At 60.1% G+C, this 19405-nt stretch carries 12 protein-coding genes and 4 pseudogenes; 9 read left to right on the top strand and 7 right to left on the bottom strand.

What is annotated here, in order from left to right; all coding sequences use genetic code 11:
* Positions 1–426: 426 nt before the first annotated feature.
* On the top strand, positions 427–723 hold the full coding sequence (locus I6F38_RS41190; protein WP_125459292.1) for a hypothetical protein: 297 nt from the start codon (positions 427–429) through the stop codon (positions 721–723).
* Between the two features lie 246 nt (positions 724–969).
* On the opposite strand, the gene I6F38_RS41185 is transcribed toward I6F38_RS41190, so the two are convergent.
* Positions 970–1269, bottom strand: a complete 300-nt coding sequence (locus tag I6F38_RS41185; RefSeq protein WP_028144341.1) for a hypothetical protein — start codon at positions 1267–1269, stop codon at positions 970–972.
* 98 nt (positions 1270–1367) lie between these two features.
* Between I6F38_RS41185 and I6F38_RS41180 the strand changes: the two genes are divergently transcribed.
* On the top strand, positions 1368–1691 hold the full coding sequence (locus tag I6F38_RS41180) for a hypothetical protein (protein ID WP_014490252.1): 324 nt from the start codon (positions 1368–1370) through the stop codon (positions 1689–1691).
* A gap of 282 nt (positions 1692–1973) precedes the next feature.
* Here the strand turns inward: I6F38_RS41180 and I6F38_RS41175 are convergent, their stop codons facing one another.
* The 3 genes and pseudogenes from I6F38_RS41175 to I6F38_RS41160 all read right to left on the bottom strand — a co-directional run bounded on the left by I6F38_RS41175 (position 1974) and on the right by I6F38_RS41160 (position 3554).
* Positions 1974–2507 carry a transposase gene (locus tag I6F38_RS41175; protein WP_011082845.1) on the bottom strand — a complete coding sequence of 178 codons (534 nt, stop codon included), beginning with the start codon at positions 2505–2507 and terminating at the stop codon, positions 1974–1976.
* Between the two features lie 334 nt (positions 2508–2841).
* Positions 2842–3000 (bottom strand): annotated as a pseudogene (locus tag I6F38_RS44340) (recombinase family protein); the annotation flags it as partial.
* Between the two features lie 365 nt (positions 3001–3365).
* A complete protein-coding gene (locus I6F38_RS41160) occupies positions 3366–3554 on the bottom strand; it encodes a recombinase family protein (protein ID WP_231088716.1) in 189 nt (62 codons plus the stop codon).
* A 159-nt stretch (positions 3555–3713) separates the two neighbouring features.
* Here I6F38_RS41160 and I6F38_RS41155 point away from each other — a divergent pair.
* From I6F38_RS41155 to I6F38_RS41130, 6 genes and pseudogenes are all read left to right on the top strand, one after another.
* Positions 3714–3917, top strand: a pseudogene (locus I6F38_RS41155) (ATP-binding protein); the annotation flags it as partial.
* 1268 nt (positions 3918–5185) lie between these two features.
* On the top strand, positions 5186–5827 hold the full coding sequence (locus tag I6F38_RS41150; RefSeq protein ID WP_043900134.1) for a GNAT family N-acetyltransferase: 642 nt from the start codon (positions 5186–5188) through the stop codon (positions 5825–5827).
* A gap of 435 nt (positions 5828–6262) precedes the next feature.
* Positions 6263–6409: pseudogene (locus tag I6F38_RS41145) on the top strand (transposase); the annotation flags it as partial.
* A gap of 598 nt (positions 6410–7007) precedes the next feature.
* Entirely contained in the window at positions 7008–8753 is a 1746-nt protein-coding gene (locus I6F38_RS41140; protein ID WP_307724541.1) for a ribonucleoside-diphosphate reductase subunit alpha, read from the top strand.
* Positions 8744–9817: a ribonucleotide-diphosphate reductase subunit beta gene (locus I6F38_RS41135; RefSeq protein WP_014490245.1), complete on the top strand. Its 1074-nt coding sequence runs from the start codon at positions 8744–8746 to the stop codon at positions 9815–9817. The genes I6F38_RS41140 and I6F38_RS41135 overlap by 10 nt, the downstream gene beginning before the upstream one ends.
* A gap of 287 nt (positions 9818–10104) precedes the next feature.
* Entirely contained in the window at positions 10105–10362 is a 258-nt protein-coding gene (locus I6F38_RS41130) for a hypothetical protein (protein ID WP_014490244.1), read from the top strand.
* Between the two features lie 744 nt (positions 10363–11106).
* Here I6F38_RS41130 and I6F38_RS41125 read toward each other — a convergent pair.
* The 3 genes and pseudogenes from I6F38_RS41125 to I6F38_RS41115 all read right to left on the bottom strand — a co-directional run.
* On the bottom strand, positions 11107–11700 hold the full coding sequence (locus tag I6F38_RS41125; RefSeq protein WP_011082835.1) for an outer membrane beta-barrel protein: 594 nt from the start codon (positions 11698–11700) through the stop codon (positions 11107–11109).
* Between the two features lie 1293 nt (positions 11701–12993).
* Complete coding sequence (locus I6F38_RS41120) at positions 12994–13245, bottom strand: hypothetical protein (protein ID WP_014490241.1); 252 nt, start codon at positions 13243–13245, stop codon at positions 12994–12996.
* Positions 13246–16484: 3239 nt separating this feature from the next.
* Positions 16485–16781 (bottom strand): annotated as a pseudogene (locus tag I6F38_RS41115) (integrase core domain-containing protein); the annotation flags it as partial.
* A gap of 752 nt (positions 16782–17533) precedes the next feature.
* On the opposite strand from I6F38_RS41115, the gene I6F38_RS41110 reads away from it, so the two are divergent.
* Positions 17534–17830 carry a DUF3892 domain-containing protein gene (locus tag I6F38_RS41110; RefSeq protein WP_011091022.1) on the top strand — a complete coding sequence of 99 codons (297 nt, stop codon included), beginning with the start codon at positions 17534–17536 and terminating at the stop codon, positions 17828–17830.
* The last annotated feature ends 1575 nt before the right edge of the window (positions 17831–19405 follow it).

Below are 19405 nucleotides of genomic sequence, written 5' to 3'. Positions count from 1 at the left end.
ACCTTCGCCTTGAATGCCGGAGAATGCGTCCGGCGGCTCTTCTTCGTCATCTTCGCTCCTGATTCGCAGCAAGAATCCTCGCCGCTGTCAGGCAGAAAATCCACTCAAGCTACTGTCCGAATTTGCGGGGCCAGCTCTAACGAATCAAAGGCTTGTCGTGGAGTAATTCACAGGGGCAGGTGATGAATACGCCGGATGACGTGACGGAGATGTTGCACCTGAGGGTGTGTGGGTGAGGTCTGAAGCGGATTGCGCGCCAGCTGGGCTGCAGACGGTGAAGGACTACGTGGCGCGGGTGGGTGAAGCCTTCAAGTCGCCTGAGCGGGCGAAGCGGGTCATGGCCTTGAAGGCTGGCTGCGCGAGAGGTTCATTCGACATCGCGGCAATGCGGATGCGGTCCGTCACGACCTGTTGGCCGAAAACGGCTTGGCGGTCAGCCGGCGAACGCTGCGACGCGCCGTGCAGCCCTACCGCCAGGCACTGAAGGCCGAAGCTCTGGCGACGACCCGGTTCGAGACGCCCCCGGGGCGGCAGCTACAGATCGACTTCGGCGAGCGTCTGGTCGATATCGGCGGGGCGAAGGTCAAAGCATTTGTGTTCGTGGCGACCCGCGCCGAAAAGCAAGAGCACTGGTTCGCTGGGCTCGAGAGCGCATTCACGACCTTGCCGGAGGAAGTGCTGAAGGACAATCCACGCGCGCTCGTGGTGCGCCACGACAGGTGAGCCGGTCGGTTCAGTTTGACGACAAGCTCATCACGTTCGCGAAGCATTGGGGCTTCCGTCCTCGCGCCTGCGCACCGTATCGGGCGCGCACAAAGGGCAAGACGGAGAATGGCGTCCGCTACGTGAAGAAGAGCGTGATCGCGGGGCATTCCTTCGCGAGCTGGGAGGCATTCGAGACGCATCTCGCCGAGTGGGAGGGCGGGGTGGCGAACGTACGTATCCACGGCACGACGGGCGTGGCGCCGATCACTCGCTTTGCGTGTGACGAGGTACACCGGTCGAAGCCGCTCGGCGTCGCTCGGATCGCCGCGCGAACTGGCCCGCGTCGTCGGCAACGATTGTGCTGTCGAGATCGATACGAACAACTACGGTACCCTGGCGGCTGATCAGCGAGCGCGTGGCGGTGACGGTCGCGGCTGGCGAGGTGCGCATCCACCATGGCATGCGCGAGGTTGCGGTCACAGGCAATCGGAGGATCGCCGGCTGCGGATCGTCGAGTTCGCCCACCTCGACGGGGTTGCCTGTCGCGATGGCGCGGTCTGCCAACCAGCAACCGCGACACCGACAGTGCCGGCGCCTTCACCACTGCCCTCGTTGTTACGTCCTCTTGCCGAATACGAAGCTACGATCGGAGGGAGCTTCTGATGGTGCGTACAAAGAAGGTCACCGAAGCACCAATCGATTGGCTGGGGGCCATGCTGGCGCGCTCGCAGCTCTCCGGCATCCGCGACCAGCTCGACAACCTGCCCGACGAGACGGCGCGCGTGAACCTGTCGGCGCGTGAGACGCTGATCCTACTGTGCGAGCGCGAGGTCGTGCGCAAGGATCATAGACGCAGCCGTCGATCGACCGAAGCAGATCCGCGACCTGGCCGCCGTCACGTTGGATCGCCAACGGCGAGAACGTGCTGCTGCTCGCGCGCTCGAGTCAGGTTCATGCTGCCCACCTCGCTACCCCCTTGGAGTTGAGTTTCTTTTTGACCCGGATCGCCAGACGATGGCCGCCGGAACCGCCGCGCCCTTGACTTGGGGATGTTCCAGATCAACCGCTTTGACCATCCACGGTGCGCCTTTGCACAGCTGCTGCGCAGGCAAGCTCTGTTCTTCGATCAGACGGCGAGCCGTCGAAGGACTGACTTTCAACGCAGCTGGGCGCGCTCGTCCTCTCGGTAGGCCGCGATGGCGTGTTGGTTGCGCAGACTGCGAACGCGGACGCGGACGCGGGCCCAACTGTTGCCACGCCCTGTCGACCTACTGGCGCGGTTGAGAACCGCGGCGATGATGCTGTCGGGCATCTGACGCGCGAGGACACGAACGAGATCGACCACATCCGCCGCGGTGCTCGCCGGTGCGGTTCCTCCTCACCTGCAATGCCGTGTGATCGCCGCCATGCCAGTGGACAATCAAGTCCAGCACCTCGTCGCGCATGCGCACAACGATCTCATTGATGAAGCTTCGGATGATCCTGTTGCGCGTCGCAGCTGTTGCACCCGGACTTTCCCAAGCTCTCTTGAGTTCGGAATCAAGCGCAAGTAACCGATCGCGATCGATGTCGCTCAACGTCATCTCCGGCGTAGCCAACAACGTGTCGCGCTTGCCCTCAAGCTCGCGGACAGCGACCAGGCGTTCGTTCCAGCGCCGCTCCAGCTCGCCGGCAACAAGGCGATTGTCCGAATCGACAGCCTCGTATCGCCGAGGAGCGCGAGTTGCCTCGTAGCGTGCCTGCTCCAGAGTCAACTCGAGCTGACGCAGCTTGTCGGCGTGTTCACAGCCGCGCGCTTCCATGGCCGCCAGCGCTGCCTGTATACCCAGCGGCTGCAGCCGCGCGATGACCTCCGCGCTGATCGCGCGATCCGCGCGCAGACCGCCTAATGAGATGCACGGGTCTCCACCATGGTTGATCTGGCTACCGCGGCAATGATACCGCCCGACAGTACTGTGCGTACCGCTGTAGGTAACGTGAAGTTTGCGGCCGCAGTGGCCGCAACGAAGAACCCGCGAGCCGGCCTTCGCCGCTGCGAACCGAGCCTCGACTCATGAAGCGTTTTCCGTTGGCGTTGTCGGTGATCAGGCCCTGATTCTTCTCGAACTCCGCCCACGTAATGTAGCCCTCATGGTGGTCCTTGATCAAAACCTCCCAGTCGTTGCGCTCGCGCCGGAAGCCCCGCACGATCCTCTTGCGGCCGGCCTCGATCGTCACCCGACTGCCCGAGCGCCCGAAGACATAGGCGCCAGCATAGGCGGGATTGGTCAGGATGTGGTAGATCGTATTGTACACTGGTAACTTCCATTCGACGTGGCGGCCCTCGGGGCCATGGCCGCCCCCCGGGCAAAGTGATTCGCTCCTGCCGTAAGCAGAGGTGGACCTGGCGCGGTGTCTGCATCTCGGCAAACTTGGTGAACACGAGTGCGAGCGCCTCCTGAATGCGCCGATCAGGGTCCTTGTCGATCCGATCGTTGGAGACCTTGAGATAGCCGATGGCGACGTTGAGGAAGAGCTCACCCCTGCGTGCCTTCTGCTCCAAGGCTTCAAGCGAGCGTTGCCGAACGATAGACAGCTCCATCTCGCTCATCGTGCCTTTCATGCCAGCAGAAGGCGATCGTTGGGATGGCGAGGATCGTCGACGCCATCCTCATCGACGATCAGTGTTCCAACGAGCCCGTAGAACTCCAGGAGCGTATGCCAATCCTGCCGTTGCGCGCCAGCCGAGAGGCCTCACTCGAGACCACAGCGCCAACTTGCCCTTCGCAAATGGCGGCGAGCAGCTTCTCGAAACCGGGACGCGCGGTGCCGCCACCAGAGCGACCGAGTTCGTCGTCGATTGCGGCCACCTCGCTCCAGCCCAGCTGCCGGGCAAGGTCGGCCAAGCCGTACTAGCGGCGCTCGCTCTCGCGGTTGTTGATGACCTGGTCTGCCGTCGACTGGCGAACGTAGACGACGGCCTCAAAGCAGATCCGCCGCTTCCGGTGGATCGTCTACTGGAGGCGCGTCTTCTTGCCGCGATCCTCGACCGGCTCCTGCACCACCGCCACGTGCTGACGATCCGCGGCGACAGCTACCGACTCCGCGCCAAGAGTGGCTTCATCAAACCGCCGACCGCCGGTGACGGCCGTCCGGTCGGCTCCGCCTCCCTCCGTCCCGTCACCGGCGGAAGCGACCATCAAACGTCCGATGGTGGGGGCAGTTCTTCATGACGAAAAGGGGGCAGTTCCGGATGGCGTTCGACAGACTATGCTCAAGGTTGAACCCGGGCCAACTCAGCATCAAGGGCGGATAGATCCCTACCTATTCTGGGGAGGTCTTCGCTACATTGCCTTCTGATATGCTGCCCCGACGACTACAGTTTTCCAAGACAGAACGAAACAACATGACTCACCACGTGGATCTCGGACCTGGTGTGGCAAGCATACCAGCGCCAAGAAATCTTCCAAACCGTTCCGATCAGGGAGTGAGTTGGAACAAGTCCTACGAAGCCATCAACGCTTGTGGCCAAAAACCTCTTTTACGAGAGTTACTCACGCAACTACGTCAGCCTGCTGTCTTTCCCACTATGGCAAGGATCGCGGCGGATACAACTGACCTGGGCGTCAAGTACGACGAGGGCACGACAGCAACGTTTTCGCTCGATAGAGCTAACGCCGTTGTGCGAGCGATCGACACGCCTGACGATCAATCAATGCACGAAAGCTCTCGCGCGATCCCAAGTTGCGTTGTTCAGTAGGTCGACGGCGGCAGCGTCGTGGTATCCAGTCCCGTTGCCTTGATCCGACAATCGCGAATCGCGGCGATGATGCGCCGAGACAAGAACATCAAGGAGCGCGGACAACATGCGATAATTGGAAAGCCGCTGTACTACGCATATGAGTCTCGCAGACGAAAGCTCTCTCTGCCGGTGACCGCGGACACGACGTTGGCAATGGAGGTTTCGCACTTAGCATGTGTTTTGACCAAGAAACTTACGAGAACCGCTCAATACGAGACGAGGTGATGATTCCTTGCCTAGTCTGGACCTCGACGCGCGACACTTGGCTGGCTGTTTGCTCGTGCCGGAGCCCGGTTCAGGCAGCCATCGCCCGATGTTCGCCATGCCCTGACTTCTTCGCACTTGCAATATCAAAGGCGTCCTCATGTCATTCCCTTCGCGGACGGTTGCAGGCTGCCGAACCGTGTCGACCTTGAGAACGTCGGAGCTTCCTTGGGAAGGGCGGGGCGGGTTCCAGATAGGGCGTGGAAGCGCAGAAGCCCGCCAGGAATATGTAGATCCAAGCATTGCCTACCAAGGAGCCTTCGTCCGAAGTGGCCGTCAAAGTCAGCCGTCTGAGACAGGCGGAGATCTCGGAAGGGAAACCAAATGCACCCGGCGAGTCCCCGTCGGTGCATCCATTCCGCTCACCGTCAGATGTGTCGATGCCATGCTCCTCCTTGGAAGGCCAATGCCAAAACAGAGCCCCGAAACGACTTCATGACAGAAGAATCAGATATCAGATCTGCGAACGCAAACATTCGTGCAAGCACTGTCTGGACAATTGTGCTCGGCTTTGCCGCGGATCCGTTGATGCGTTGGAGCTGGCCTGACCCAAGGCAATACCTTAGAAGCATGCCTCAGTTCATTGACGCCTGTGGGGGCCGAGCATTTGCACATGGCACAGCCTACGTCGCGGGAGAGATTCGTGGCGCGGCCCTGTGGCTGCCTCCCAACGTGCAGCAAGATGAGGAGGCATTGGATGCAATCATGGCGCTATCCCTGCGCCCGGAGATTACCGAGGATATGGCACACTTGCGGCGGAGAATGGCCGAACATCGTCCCCACGAGCCACATTGGTATCTGCCACTCATTGCCGTCGATCCGAACTGGGTCGGAAAAGGGCTTGGCACGTTGCTGATGAACTACGCCCTTCAACGATGCGATGAGGACGGCATTGTTGCCTACCTCGAAAGTTCGAACCCTGAAAACATTCCCTTTTACCAACGTCACGGCTTCAAGGTCGTTGGTGAGATACAACACGGTTCTTCGCCGCCGCTCACGCCAATGTTGCGAACGGCTTCATTCCGACCCAGCAAGGCCGCGCCGCCGGATCGGCTCGTCACCCAGACTCAAGCATAGCTCCGCCTCATCCCGTTAGGATTGATTGCCAATAACCTGACATGACCGCGTTCGGTCAGGACGGCTTATGTTCGCGGCCAGACAACTGAGCACGTGAGGCGGCTCGCCGGGCCTGCGAAAAGCATACCAATCGTCTCTTCGGCAAAGTTGGCACGTCTGATGTGAGAGCTGGCGGGGTCAAATCCACTAAGCTGGGATATTGCCACGGGCGGCTGCATCGATTTGCGGTCGGGCTCCAGACAATTTTTGATCTAAGGCCACAGAAAGCGATGAATGGCGAGACGCGTATGGCTACCGAAACCCGATCCGGCCCAACTCAATTCGCGGACCGCGAACCGATCGATGCCAACATTCAGGATGTCCAGGGTTGCTGTTCCCCTGTTGGAGAATTTGCGACGCCACTTCCAAAGGTTTGAGCACATCTTGGCCGATCGCAGGCGCTGGGTCGTCGAGCGCACCTTTGCGTGGCTCGGCAGATGTGGGCATCTCTGCAAAGACTTCGAAGGTTCCGCCGCTACCGAGCTCGCCTGGCCGCTCGTCGCCCATCTGAGGCTCCTAACTCGCCGATTGGCCAGGCCTTGAGACATCTATGTTTTTTGAGTGAGGCTCTCAGGACAGGCGCTCGGCGAATTTCGAACCTCGACCTCGGGGCTGCTCCAACTGGTTAACTTGACTGTGCCGTCTTGACGAGTCTGGGCAAAGGCTTCTATATGTGGTGTCGTAGTGGTTTTAAATTCGCATATATGGTGGCACGGTGTTAGGGGGGAACCCATTGTGTCGGCAGCGGCTATTCCGAGGCATTAGCGCGACAGCGCTGGGAAGGCCGACAGCCGCAGCGACCCGCGAGCCAGGAAACCTACCGCGACAGAACCCATGTCCTCGGGCGGGGTGCCCGGTGGGTCGCTTGCAGCCGGGGACATTTGCCCGGTCCCCTCGCAAGTCGTCCGCACGGTCCCAGCCCCCAAATATCACGGGGTTGCCGATGTCGGCGTCTTACGATTTCGATCAGTATGGTCATCTCATTGAGCTGCCGAGTGTGCGGCAGCCCTCAGCGCAGGCAAAGCCTACCACACCTGAACTGTGTCTTGTGCAGCCCCCAGCATTGCCGGCTCCCCTGCCGAGGCCCCCCGCGCGATCGCCAACTCCGTCTGACCTTTCGCTCGATCGGTCGCGCGACGACCTGCTGACCTCGTTTGGTAGGCTGACGCTGACCGACCGCTATCTGCTCGCCGGCGAAGGCCTCCAGGACATGTTCGCCCGAGTGTCTTGCGCCTTCGCGGACAATGTTGCGCATGCCCAACGTCTATATGATGCGATGTCTCGGCTGTGGTTCATGCCGGCCACACCGGTGCTCTCCAACGGCGGCACGACGCGCGGCCTTCCGATCTCGTGCTTCCTTAACTCAGTGTCGGACTCGCTCGAAGGCATCGTCGGCACCTGGAACGAGAACGTCTGGCTTGCTTCCAATGGCGGCGGCATCGGCACCTACTGGGGTAATGTTCGCTCAATCGGCGAGAAGGCGAGGGGCGGCGTCACCTCGGGCATCATCCCGTTCATCCACGTCACGGACGGCCTCACGCTGGCGATCAGCCAGGGCTCGTTGCGGCGCGGCTCGGCGGCGGTCTATCTCGATATCCACCATCCCGAGATCGAGGAGTTCCTCGAGATCCGCAAGGCGTCTGGTGACTTCAACCGCAAGAGCCTCAACCTACATCACGGCATCAACGTCACCGACGAGTTCATGTGTGCCGTGGGCGCCGGCACCGCATTCGCTCTGCGCAGCCCGAAGACTAACGAGGTCGTCCGCGAGATCGACGCCCGCCAGCTGTGGCAACGCATCCTTGAGAACCGGCTGCAGACCGGCGAGCCTTATCTCTTGTTCATCGACACCGTGAACCGTGCGCTCCCCAAGCACCAGCGCGAGCTCGGCCTCGAGGTCTCGACCTCCAACCTGTGCAGCGAGATTACCCTGTCGACCGGCATCGATCATCGCGGCGAGGAGCGCACCGCGGTTTGCTGCCTGTCGTCGCTCAACCTCGAGACCTGGGACCAGTGGAATGAGGAGCCCGGCTTCATAGAGGACGTCATGCGCTTCCTAGACAACGTGCTCACGCACTTCATCACGGTGGCGCCGGACGGAATGAAGCGTGCCCGCTACGCCGCCCTGCGCGAGCGCTCCGTTGGCCTCGGCGTCATGGGCTTCCACTCGTTTCTCCAGGCCAAGGGCATTCCAATGGAGGGTACCTTGGCCAAGTCATTCAATCTGAACATGTTCCGAAAACTCCGTCGCGAAGCCGACGCCGCATCCGTGGCGCTCGCTCGCGAGCGTGGCCCGTGCCCGGATGCCCTGGAACGCGGCGTGATGGCGCGCTTCAGCCACAAGATCGCAATCGCGCCGACCGCCTCGATCAGCATCATCTGCGGGGGCACCAGCGCCTGCACTGAGCCGATCCCGGCCAACATCTACACCCACAAGACGCTATCCGGCGCCATCTCGGTGCGCAATCCGCACCTCGCTAAGGTGCTGGCCGCGAAAGGCGCCGACACCTCGGCGACCTGGGAGTCGATCATCGCGCACGACGGATCGGTCGCCCATCTCGACGTCCTGTCGGAGCACGAGAAAGCGATCTTTCGCACCGCCTTCGAGATCGACCAGCGCTGGATCGTCGAGCTTGCCGCCGACCGCGCCGCGTTGATTTGCCAGAGCCAGTCGATCAACCTCTATCTGCCGGCCGACGTCGATAAGTGGGACCTCCACATGCTGCACTGGACGGCGTGGAAGCGTGGGGTGAAGAGCCTCTACTACTGTCGATCAAAGTCGATCTCGCGCGCGGCGTTCGCCGGCAAGATTGCCGGGGATGCAACGCCGACGCAGCAGCCGGCGCGGCAGCGCACCGACTATGAGGAGTGCCTCGCATGTCAGTGATCGATCTATCGCGCGCCGATCCGCGCACGTTGATCGGCAAGGGACGCGTCGGCCTCCTTGACTCGACCGGCAGCTACGACGTCGATCGCTATGCCTGGGCTTACGAGTTCTGGAAGCGCCAGCAGCAGACCCACTGGATGGGCGAGGAGGTGCCGCTCGGCGCCGACCTCAACGACTGGGCTTCGGGCCGCGTCACCGACAGCGAGCGCGCGCTGCTCACCCAGATCTTCCGTTTCTTCACTCAGTCGGACATCGAGGTCGGCGACAACTATTTCAAGCGGTACATTCCGATCTTCCAGCCACTCACCGTCCAGATGATGATGGCCGCTTTCACTAACATGGAGACGGTTCATATCGACGCCTATGCCCTGCTACTCAAGACGCTCGGTATGCCTAAGACCGAGTTCGAGGCATTCCGCGGCTATGCGCAGATGCGCGCCAAGGCGGACTACATGCACGAGTTCGGCGTCGACAGCGTGGCGGATGTCGCCCGTACCCTGGCGATGTTCGGCGCCTTCACCGAAGGCATGGCCTTGTTCGCCAGCTTCGCCATGCTGCTCAACTTCCCACGCCACAACAAAATGAACGGCATGGGACAGATCGTAAGCTGGTCAGTGCGCGACGAGAGTCTCCACTGCGAGGGCATCATCAAGCTATTTCACGAATGGCACCGCGAAACCGGCGCGGTGACGCGCCCCGTCCGCGACGACATTGTCGACGTAGCCAAGACCATGGTGAAGCTGGAGGAGAACTTCGTCGAGCTCGCCTTCGGCCTTGGCAAGATCGAGGGGATGCTGCCTGAGCATATCCACGCCTACGTCCGCTACGTCGCCGACTGGCGACTGGCCCAACTCCGGATTGCCCCGGTCTTCGGCTTCTTCGAGGCGAAGGAGGGCGGGTTCACCCAGCTCAAGGCGCATCCGCTGCCGTGGCTCGTCGAGATTCTCAATGGCGTCGAGCACGCCAATTTCTTCGAGCAGCGCGCCACGGAGTACTCCAAGGCGGCGAGCCGCGGCAGCTGGGACGGCGAAGACGGGGTGTGGGCGACTTTCGGCCGTATCTAGCCCATTTTATTCATGCTAGCGGCATTGACAGCGGCAGGCGCCGATAGTCGTCGCCGTCACCCGCCAGCATGACAAAGGCATAGAACCGGACCTCCTCATCGTGGCGTCTTGATTGCAGCGCGACAAAGCCGGACACACAGATGGTTTGTTGGGTTAAGCCGGTACATGCGCTCCATTGCTGATGGCGGCTAGGGTTTACAGTATTTCCGCAGGTCGGTGAGGTGGGTCTCGTCAACCACCTTCATGAAGTCAATCAGCGCAACACGGCTACGCCCTTGAGCAGACGAATGTTCTCGATGATCGCCACGGCCGCCCCCCTCTTAGGGCTAGAGGGGATTACTATCACGCAATCGGAAGTTGTAAAGAGGGGCAACCCTGTCAAAGGGGGTCATCTTCATTGCAGCCCGGTCGGATCAGGCAAACCGATTTGTTCTTCATCCCCCTTCGCGTTTGATTTCGTCGCCGACCCACTGGCGGTCTTCCTCGGCCGTGGCTTCGCGGAGGTGATCTACTACGAGCAGACGCTGGCAATGCGGCTCGGATGACAGCCGCGTTTCTGTCCTAACACAAGAGTTCCGCTTCAGCGCTGCCGATCCACCTCTCGAGATTTTGCATCCGCTCTCCGAGGCGCTCCCAATTGATCCGCGCCAGCGGGGGTTCGGCAGGCTGATCGGGCGCAGAGATCGGCAGCGACGATGACGCAAGCCATCACGTCGTCGACGTTATGTCCCACCCTCGCACGAGCGCCGCTTCGACCGCTCGTCGGCCTTTCGTCCGAGGTGGCCAGTGCGGCCTCGACCTGGTCGACCAAGTCGTAGCACGAAGGTGCGCCCGGCTCGCACCTCGGCTCGCATTTCAGTGCGCTGCCTGTGCGATGAGCGTGCTGCGGCCGACCGGAACGATTGTAATCGATGACCTGTGTCTCCCTAAGCGAGGGCCGGGTTAACTACGACGGTCGACAAAACTATTTTTTGCCTCATCATTCTCCGACGGCCGGAAAGCCGACGGTGATGCAGGTGGAGGCACGGGGCCGGGAAATCGGCGCAGCCAGCCACTAAGCGGCTGGCGTTCGACCACGGCAGCACGCTTGAGTTCGCCGCGATCTCGCCGTGGCGCTGCGTCATAACCAGATCAGCCAGATTCCTTTGAACCACGCCTAACCAGCTCGAGCCGATGTACCGACAAGAAGCCGATAGCGCTATTGATGCGAGTCCCTGTTGCCAAGGTTTCTATGCCGCGATGCGGCTCAGGATATTGGTGCGAACCCGCGCCATTTTGGCGAAGATCGATCAATAGGTCGTGGCGATCACGCCACCCCACCGGTAGTTCACACGGACCAAGCCGATATCGACGTCCTGACCGATACGGGCAGTCCCTGCAAAAGTGCCCACCGGAACACCCACGAGTCCGGGTGAAAAAAAGAAATCCACATCCCGACGACCCATGAACAGGTGGTCGTATTCAACGCCGATGGACCAGTTCGGAGCAAAGCCAAATTCAAGGCCCGCCCCTACCGTGCCGCCCCAACGAGTTTCGCTGCCGTTGTCGATAGTGAGCCCGGTCGCAAAATCGGAGACCCGGTATTTGTCACGGACGACTGCAGCCCCACCTCTTACATAGAGCAGCACGTTATTCCAAGCATAGCCGACTTGGCCCGTGAACAGGCCGAATGCATCAAGCGTGGAGTCATCCCGGACGCCTGCGAAAGCAAGGTTCGCGTTGGAGCCCTTGAAATCGGCCCAATTGCCCTGCGTCTCCAGACCGAACACCGAGTTCGCTATTTGCCAGCGGTAGCCGATGTGACCGCCCACCGTGCCTCCCGTCGCATGATGGCGCCCCATGCCAACGGGCGGAGCGACGACCACGCCGCCGGCGTTGACCACGTCCCAGCACTGCCGACGTAGAAGCCGCTCCAATCATAGATCGGAATGACCGCCGGAGGCGCTTTGAAGTAAGGCCGCGCGGCCGGATCAACGGCAGAGGCAGGAGCAGCCAGCGTGTTGAGGGCTACCGTGCCCGCTAGCAATTTTTTTATTCTTCTGAATCCCAGTTTCGAATTCGACGCCCCCGACGGGATATTGACGACGATTGCCACGTTTCCGCCACCTCCATCAACTGCAAGGGTTGGTAGTTGACGGGGTCGCAAGCGCCGCCTGAGCGGCCGGTCGATGGGCAAAGTGCATGTCGGGTCGGTCGCGGATGCTGTCCGCCGACTGTTGATTAAGTGGCTTGACCCGAAAATGTCTAATCGCGGTTACCCGTCCTGCGCGGCTTCGAGCACATCAGCATGACAAGAGTCAGCGCATCGACAGCGAGTCAGTTTCCTGATTGCAGCTGCTCCGCGTGTCCTCGTTCCGCCCGTATCGACCGTTCGTCGGCCATTGGATGCAAGTGTTCCCGCTTACGGCGAAGCTTCGACGGACGAGCCGCATTCAATCCATTTCGTTCCGGGCGGACGATGCATCCGCAGTAAGACGGAGGCGTGTGTAGGGGCCGGCGATAAGGCTCGGCGCCGCATCGAGTTAAGAGTCCAGAATTTCTTGCTGCGGCTGGCCTTCTCGATCACGGCCAGTACCCTCTTCGATACATGAAATTTGAGCCGCGAAACAGGCCGAGCGACATCCCGAGAACTGGCTATTCCAGGAGCTCTCACAGAACTCCCAGCCGAGTTCGGTATTGAACGACTGCGCTCGGAGCGGCCGACTACGGCACCCATCTCCAACAGCCACGTGAGCCGGTTGCTGGAAGACCGGGCGCCGTGTCGTCTTCGCCTTCATCGTCACCGAGTTCGATGCAGAAGCTGCAACGGCGCAGTTCGGCAAGGTCGCCGATCCGCTCCGTCCCAAACTCGAAGCGGCGATGATCCCTGAGTGCGCTCTCGCGCATCCGAAGCTGAGCAAAGGCGTCAAACGAACGGCGCCTTCGAGAGCTATCGCACGCTCGATCCCGTGGCTCTGCTGGCGGAGATGAGGGACGCCAAGATCGAGCTCGGCACGCGTATCGGCGCCCGGCCGCCCCTTGCTTGCTGCCAACGGAGGGAGAGGCTACTGCGATAAGAAATATCATGTCTTGTCGATACGGGCTTAGTCGTGTCGCGTGATCATTTTCATTCACGACGCATCCTCGATTGTCGAATTAGCGAACCAGGTTCAAGGCATTCGCTTTTGCGGAAAATGCTACCCCCTGCGCCGAAATGTTACTGTCCGCTGCAATCGATTTGGTTCGGCTTGATACCCCGGAACTGTCCACGCAAGGCTGTGACTGTGATTTGTTTTGACGGGGTCTTCGTTGGCCCACCACGCATCATATTCATACGCTGATTTCGGGAGGGAGCGACCGATAAGCATCTCGATGTCGGCAAAGGTCATCTTGAGCGAGGCAGAGCTGTTTGCGACCAGCTTGTCTCTCAAAGGGTTATAGATCGACATCGGGCTCCCCCATCCAACGATCTCATATTATATAGCCAATCCGGACTTTTCGTCACCAATTGCGGATTTTGTCCGATATTTGTCGGTTTTCGTTCGCAGCGGCACTGACGCCGCCGCGACATCATGTCGAGCAGCAGCCACGTCTGCGCCGAAGGCAGGCGGACGTACCACCTTTTACGGCCCTGAACATCGGCCTGAGCGGCTCTCGAGCAATGAAGCTACCGAAACGATATAGCCTATCCGGAGACTTTCGTTCATCTCGATGTGTTAGGCCCGCTGGCATTGGCATATGTTCGAAGAAAAGCGCGAAGCCGTGCCTGCCATTGAGATGCCGGTTTCGGCTCTTGTGCTACAGCATCGCAAGTGGGCCGCCGGTCGGGTGGAGATATCCTCCGGTGGCCCTGACGGTCAGTTTCAATGCGCTGTCATGCTTTTAAGCGGCTAGCGTGGCCGCCATGGATCCGACAGGTGCATGCAGACGCTCGCCCCGCAGCACAGGGGAATTGCGGCTTTACCAGAATTAAGCAGCGCCTCGATGAGGCGACCCAAGCCCAGCAACAGGAACGCTGGTGCTTGAAATCGCCCTCAGGCCTCGGAGCTTCTCGGCGGCGCTCCAACTACTGAGAGCCTCGTGTGTTAGATACGTCGCGGCCAATTCATTCCAGGATCTCACGACCTGATTCCAGCTCTCTTTTCGGGCGGGCAAGAGCTCAAGCATCCTTTGCGCCTTGCGGGCAGCGGCAAACCTCCCGTCTCGCGTAGCGTCTTTCAGAATTCTCCGCACCAACACTTCGGTTCGCTTCCATCCGGCGCCCGTCGATCTATCCTCGGCCAAGGAAGCGAAGTACACTCGAAAGGTCAGGGCACGTTCGGCGGCGATGCCCGATGCCAAGCTTGGCTCGTTCAACCATCGGTAAAGAGACTCGAGCTGCTCCGAGTCGCCGAGCGTGAAAGTGTCATCATCCCCGAAAACCAAGAATGTCGCGAAACCGGCGATCTCAAGTTGCATGCCCAAATCTTGTGAGTCCAGCCAACGGGTGATTGCTTCTAGTGGAGACATAGCTTTGCTCTCCTGTGGGGTTGATCGCGATTCAGCCCGGAGGACACCGCGCGGGTCAACTACAAGAATTTGTAGCTGACGGAAATAAAGAGCTGTCAGGCGTGCCGCCGCTATGGTGTTTCTGCATTGAACGGAGGGATTTCCGAAGGACGGCTGAGCAGCGCCACCCCGCGCCGACGACTTGCAAATTCCGAGCCTCGTTACTCCAAGAGGCGCTTGTTCGATTGGAGAAGATTCGGCGGCTTGCGATATCCGTTGGAACATCAAGGACGAGCCCAACCCCGACCAGCTCGAAGGAATTGACGCTCTGAAGCACGGTCGCTAGGGCAAGGTTGTAATCTTTGAGGCGATCAGCGAACATGACGGATGTGCGGATTGACACTTCGACGTGGGAGCGCGAGTACGGGAAGAAGCCAAGCGGGCGCCGCTATCGGCGCTTCCGGATCATATCGCCCAGTATTGCAGTCAAAGACTATTAATTAAGAACGGAGATCCCAATGACGTTCCCCAGGGCGTGCAGGGGGGCAATAGAAAGGGCGCGGCAACGCGGTTCGGCTCAAATCGTGCTGCTACCGTGAGGGACCCTGACGAGTTTGACGATCGAACGCATGTTTTCCCGAGGGCTGAGACGGAACAAGAGCTTGGGATCACGGTCATAATGGAAAAGTGGATCGTCTCCCAATCCGTCATCAATCCAGCCTTTGACTCTAACGAGAGAGAAAAGACTGGCTAGCAGCTAGGCGACATCTCGCTCTCGACACTCGATCTCGCCGATTGCAGCCGCGATCGCTCGTGAATAAGGGAAGCGACCAAGGCCCGGCAGTTGGTCTCCCCGGTCACAGCAACAGTCCAGCCCTATCACTACAAGGCGCTGCTCCTTCCGAGCCCACCAAATTCGGTAGTTGAGGCGACCGCGGCAGATTTGCAGAGTAAGGCCATCTGTCGATCACAGGGGCGAGGCCGGAGCAAGCTTTATGGCTGGCGTTCAATACTTCGTGTCGCGCCATAAAGGCCGGTGGAAGGTTGCGCTCAATTTTGAGTACTCCGGCCCCTACGCCACTGAGGAAGAGGCGACCGCGTCGCCGTCGACGCCGCGGCAGGGCACGTCGCTCAGGTTCTCGTTCAAAGGGAAACCACCAATTTAGAATCGAGTGGACATATGGCCACGACCCATACCCCCACCAGCCAGCTAATCGCTGACCACATGAGATCGGCGCCGACCTTTCCCGCCACGCCCGCCCCGCAACACCAAAGCGCGTGGCATCAGCAGGGCGGAATCTCACACCGAACACTTATCCACTTTCCGACCGCGCTTCTGAGGCCGGCCCTGTCGAGCGCTGCCGTGCCAGGTTCTGCAGCGGGCGTGCCCTTGGTCTGCGTGGGGAACAAGGCGTTCGTCGCAGGTCAACAAGATCGGCGGCGTCAGCGACGCCAGCATCTACAAATGGAAGGCCAAGTTCTTTCAGCGTCGAGCCTTGCAACGGAAGCGCGCGGTTTCGTCGCGCCTAGAGTAGAATATTAACATTGCAACCGTCTAGGTTGTGTGCGACCATAGGCTTGGGTCTCAGAAACCGAAGACAGCATCAGTGGCCATCAATGGGCCAGCGTGCTAACAGCCCCGTTCGGCGGGGACGGTGCGCCCGTGTCCAAGGGCACCCCAAAAGCACATTGGCCGGTCACGATTACGGTTTCTGAACCCCGGCAGCCAGTCCGCTACCGGCATCAGAGCTAAAAGCAAAATCCATGAACCATCAGCGAATCTCGCGCCGCGTCGTGGCGATCGCTCGCGTCTGTAGTCTCGAAGTTCTGCACGACAACGAAACATCTCAGCAGAGGGCCGACCGGTTGATGGCACCGCACAAGCGGGGCAACCGTTGTCCGTTGTCAAATGATTTGAGGCTGATTAGGCGGCTGGCGAAAGGAGCGTCGGGCTCCTCAGGGGCTAGAGTTTAAGCGGCCTGCACTCGATGCTGCAAGCGAAGGTTGCGTCTCATCGGCGCTATCCTGCTCGAGCGGCGCCCAAGTTGAGCACCCGCAAGCAAGAGTCGCACGGGCGCATGTCCGTCGTCACGACGATACCCAAGGAAAAGGCGAAGGGGTTTGTTCGCAGGCTCGCTGAAGCTCTTTCCGGCAATCATAGTCAACGGCCCCGGGTTTGCCGGAGGCCATTTGGTTTAAGTTATGCCGCCTTGGCTGGTTGTTCCAGCATGGCGTAGTAGCGTTGCTCGGCTTCGGCCGGCGGGATGTTTCCGATGGGCTCCAGGAGCCGCCGGTTGTTGAACCAGTCGACCCATTCGAGAGTGGCGAACTCGACGGCCTCGAAGCTGCGCCATGGCCCGCGCCGATGGATCACCTCGGCCTTGTAGAGACCGTTGATGGTTTCGGCAAGAGCGTTGTCATAGGAATCTCCGACGCTGCTGACAGACGGCTCGACGCCAGCCTCAGCCAGGCGCTCGGTGTACTTGATGGATACGTACGTTAAAGTGCTGGTCAAGAAAGCTGACGTTTCATCGAAATGACTTTGGCTACCCTACAGGACATGAATTGCCGGAGAGCTGCCTAGTCGAACTCCTTCGCCGCTGATGTTCACGAGTTTAAGTAGGCCTTGTTGACCAGACCGTCGCCGAAGACCGGGGCTGACCGCCTTTGTCCCCGAGAGAGTCGTGCGGCACTCAACCCTCCCACTCTAGAAGCGCGCGTATGCGTGCAGCGATCCGCCGCGCGTCGTTCGGCCTAAGATTGGGCTTCACGCTGTCGAGGATGCCTAACACTGCCCGAGCCTCCTCGGCATCAAATGTCGCGACTTGGCGATCTGCCAGGCTCAAAGACTGATCGGCCGCCCGGGCCTGATTGGCTGTAAGCACCTCAAGCGCTTGCGACCGTAGGGCCGTGATGTGCCGCTCGAATATATGCATCCTTTGGCCCCATGGTTGGGAGTTAGCGGCCACGTGGCTCGGCGCTCAATCTGAGAGAAGAAGAAGCGCTGTCCCTACCACGCGCGCCGCTAACTCCACCGCCAGCTTCGGGAGGGAAGAAGGCTGTCGGTAGGATACATCCACCGCAAAAAGCCGTGGCACAACTACCAGAACTGGTTGCCGCATCACAGTCACGGTCGCCTGGCAATGGGGGCGCGACTCGGCGCCGAGAAGGATGCAAGGCAACCTACTGGGATTGGTCGGCACACTAACCCACGGCCGAGGTCCACACTGAGGCTCTTTTTTCTTGCAGATGGGAGAGACCCGAGTGACCAGCCGCATACGAATTCAATGCATCAACAAGACTGACAGGCAGAACCCTCACGAGCGAATCAAAAACGTTGGCGGAGTAAACCCGGACGGGTCTAGGTGGAAGCAATCCGTCGATCACACGATCAAAGAAATCGAAAACGGTGTATGGGAGTTCTATGTCGAGGAAAAGCGCACGGCCGATGTGATTGTGGCCGTCCACAACGGGCACAAGTACATCAAGACGAAGGCCGACGGCATTCAACCGGACAATTTGCTTTCACTCCCTGAGTGCCCCTAATTGTCGCAAGGATAAAGTTCATTGGCGATCCGGCTGATCAGTAGTATAATTTTGATAGAGCGCCTCCCGAGAGTCACTTGAAAAGGTTGGACGTGTACGCTCCTATCTGCCAGCCTTCCGTTCTGAGGTCAGCCAGGCTGGGAGCGGATCGCTCGATGCGGTCTCCCCGGTAGGCAGACCGGACGCCCGGTCCAGATACCAATCAATCGCCTTGCGATCCCAACGCTGAGTGCCGGGGATAGCCTCCGGTACCAAGCCCTTCTTAATCCACGTGTTGAACGCGTCCTTGGAGCACCCGCAATAGGCGGCTGCGTTGGCCTTAGTGAGGCCCCGAGGTGCGATCTGATCGGCGCGTAGTATCCGCTCCGAACGTCTCAGCTCTGCGGGCGAAGGTCTGTCACGCTGATGATCACCGTCCATTTGGACCTATGGTAGAAGTTAGCGGCAACGTGACTCCGCGCCCGAGCTGGAATGAGAGGCGCTGTCCCTACCACGCCCCGCCAACTTCAACATGGCCAGCGTCAAGCGACTGAAGCTGACGGCGGAAAGTATCGTCCGGGAAAGCCCGTGGCGCAACTACCAGGACTGGTTGCCGCCAGACGCTTGGGCGATCAGTCTCAGCGACCGGAAGCAACGCGGGCACGGCTCGGCGCCAGGTCAGGATAAGAATCGGGCGTTGTCCCTACCGCGCCCGCGCTGCAATTGAGATTAGCGGTGACGTGACTCGGCGCTCTAGCCCCCTCGCGTACACCGGGGCACGCACTGTCCCTGCCACGCGCCGCTAAGCTCAATGGCTGAGTATTCGGGCTAGCTTTCCAAAAGCTGACAAAGATCCGCGCGGAAAATTTACAAACGAAAAGCGGCCCGCTTGGGCCGTTCAAAGCTCAATCTGTTGTGGGCAATCATGCAGCCACGCAAAGACGCTCGCTAGACTGTAAGGCCGTGCGACTTCATGGCCGTCAAGCTTAATGGGGTGATCTTCGATAAGATAGAATTGCCCGTCGGCTGTTCTGACCATCCGATCTCTTAGCTCAAACCACACGCCCGTCGGCCACCTTTTATAGGATACTCGCGTCGCGAAATGGACCGCTTCAGCAATGTCCCGCGCGCGCAAATGCCTTAAAGGCTTAGCCTTTGGTGCCATGATTTCCTCGTCGGCTCAAGAGCCGCGCGGATGCGACTCGGCGCCTTTATCGGCTGGGGGGCTTAGATAGAGGCGCTATCCCTGCGGCATCCGCACTGCCCCGTGAAGTTAGCCCCTCGGATCATAAAGGCTAACCCACACCCTGCTTTCCCATGAACCTTAATCCGCTGGGAGCTGAAGTGCGGTTTAGCGAGAAAGCCGCCGTGCGTGGCCTACCTAAATTGATAGGCCAGACTGAGCGACTTAACGCCGCTCAGCCTGCCAGTATTTCAGCCTCGGTCTTTTGCAGATCGATCAGGCCGCATTAAAAAGGCGTTCGGCCCGCTTACGATCAGTGGCAGCCGCATCACGACGGCGGGTCGGATTGGCGCTCAGCCAATCTATTGCCCGCTTACGGCCGATTGGCGTCACGATTTCAGACACTCCCGGCT

The sequence above is a fragment of the Bradyrhizobium sp. BRP56 genome (assembly GCF_020194035.1).
GTDB lineage: Bacteria > Pseudomonadota > Alphaproteobacteria > Rhizobiales > Xanthobacteraceae > Bradyrhizobium > Bradyrhizobium australafricanum.
This window is presented reverse-complemented; position numbering and strand designations above follow the sequence as displayed.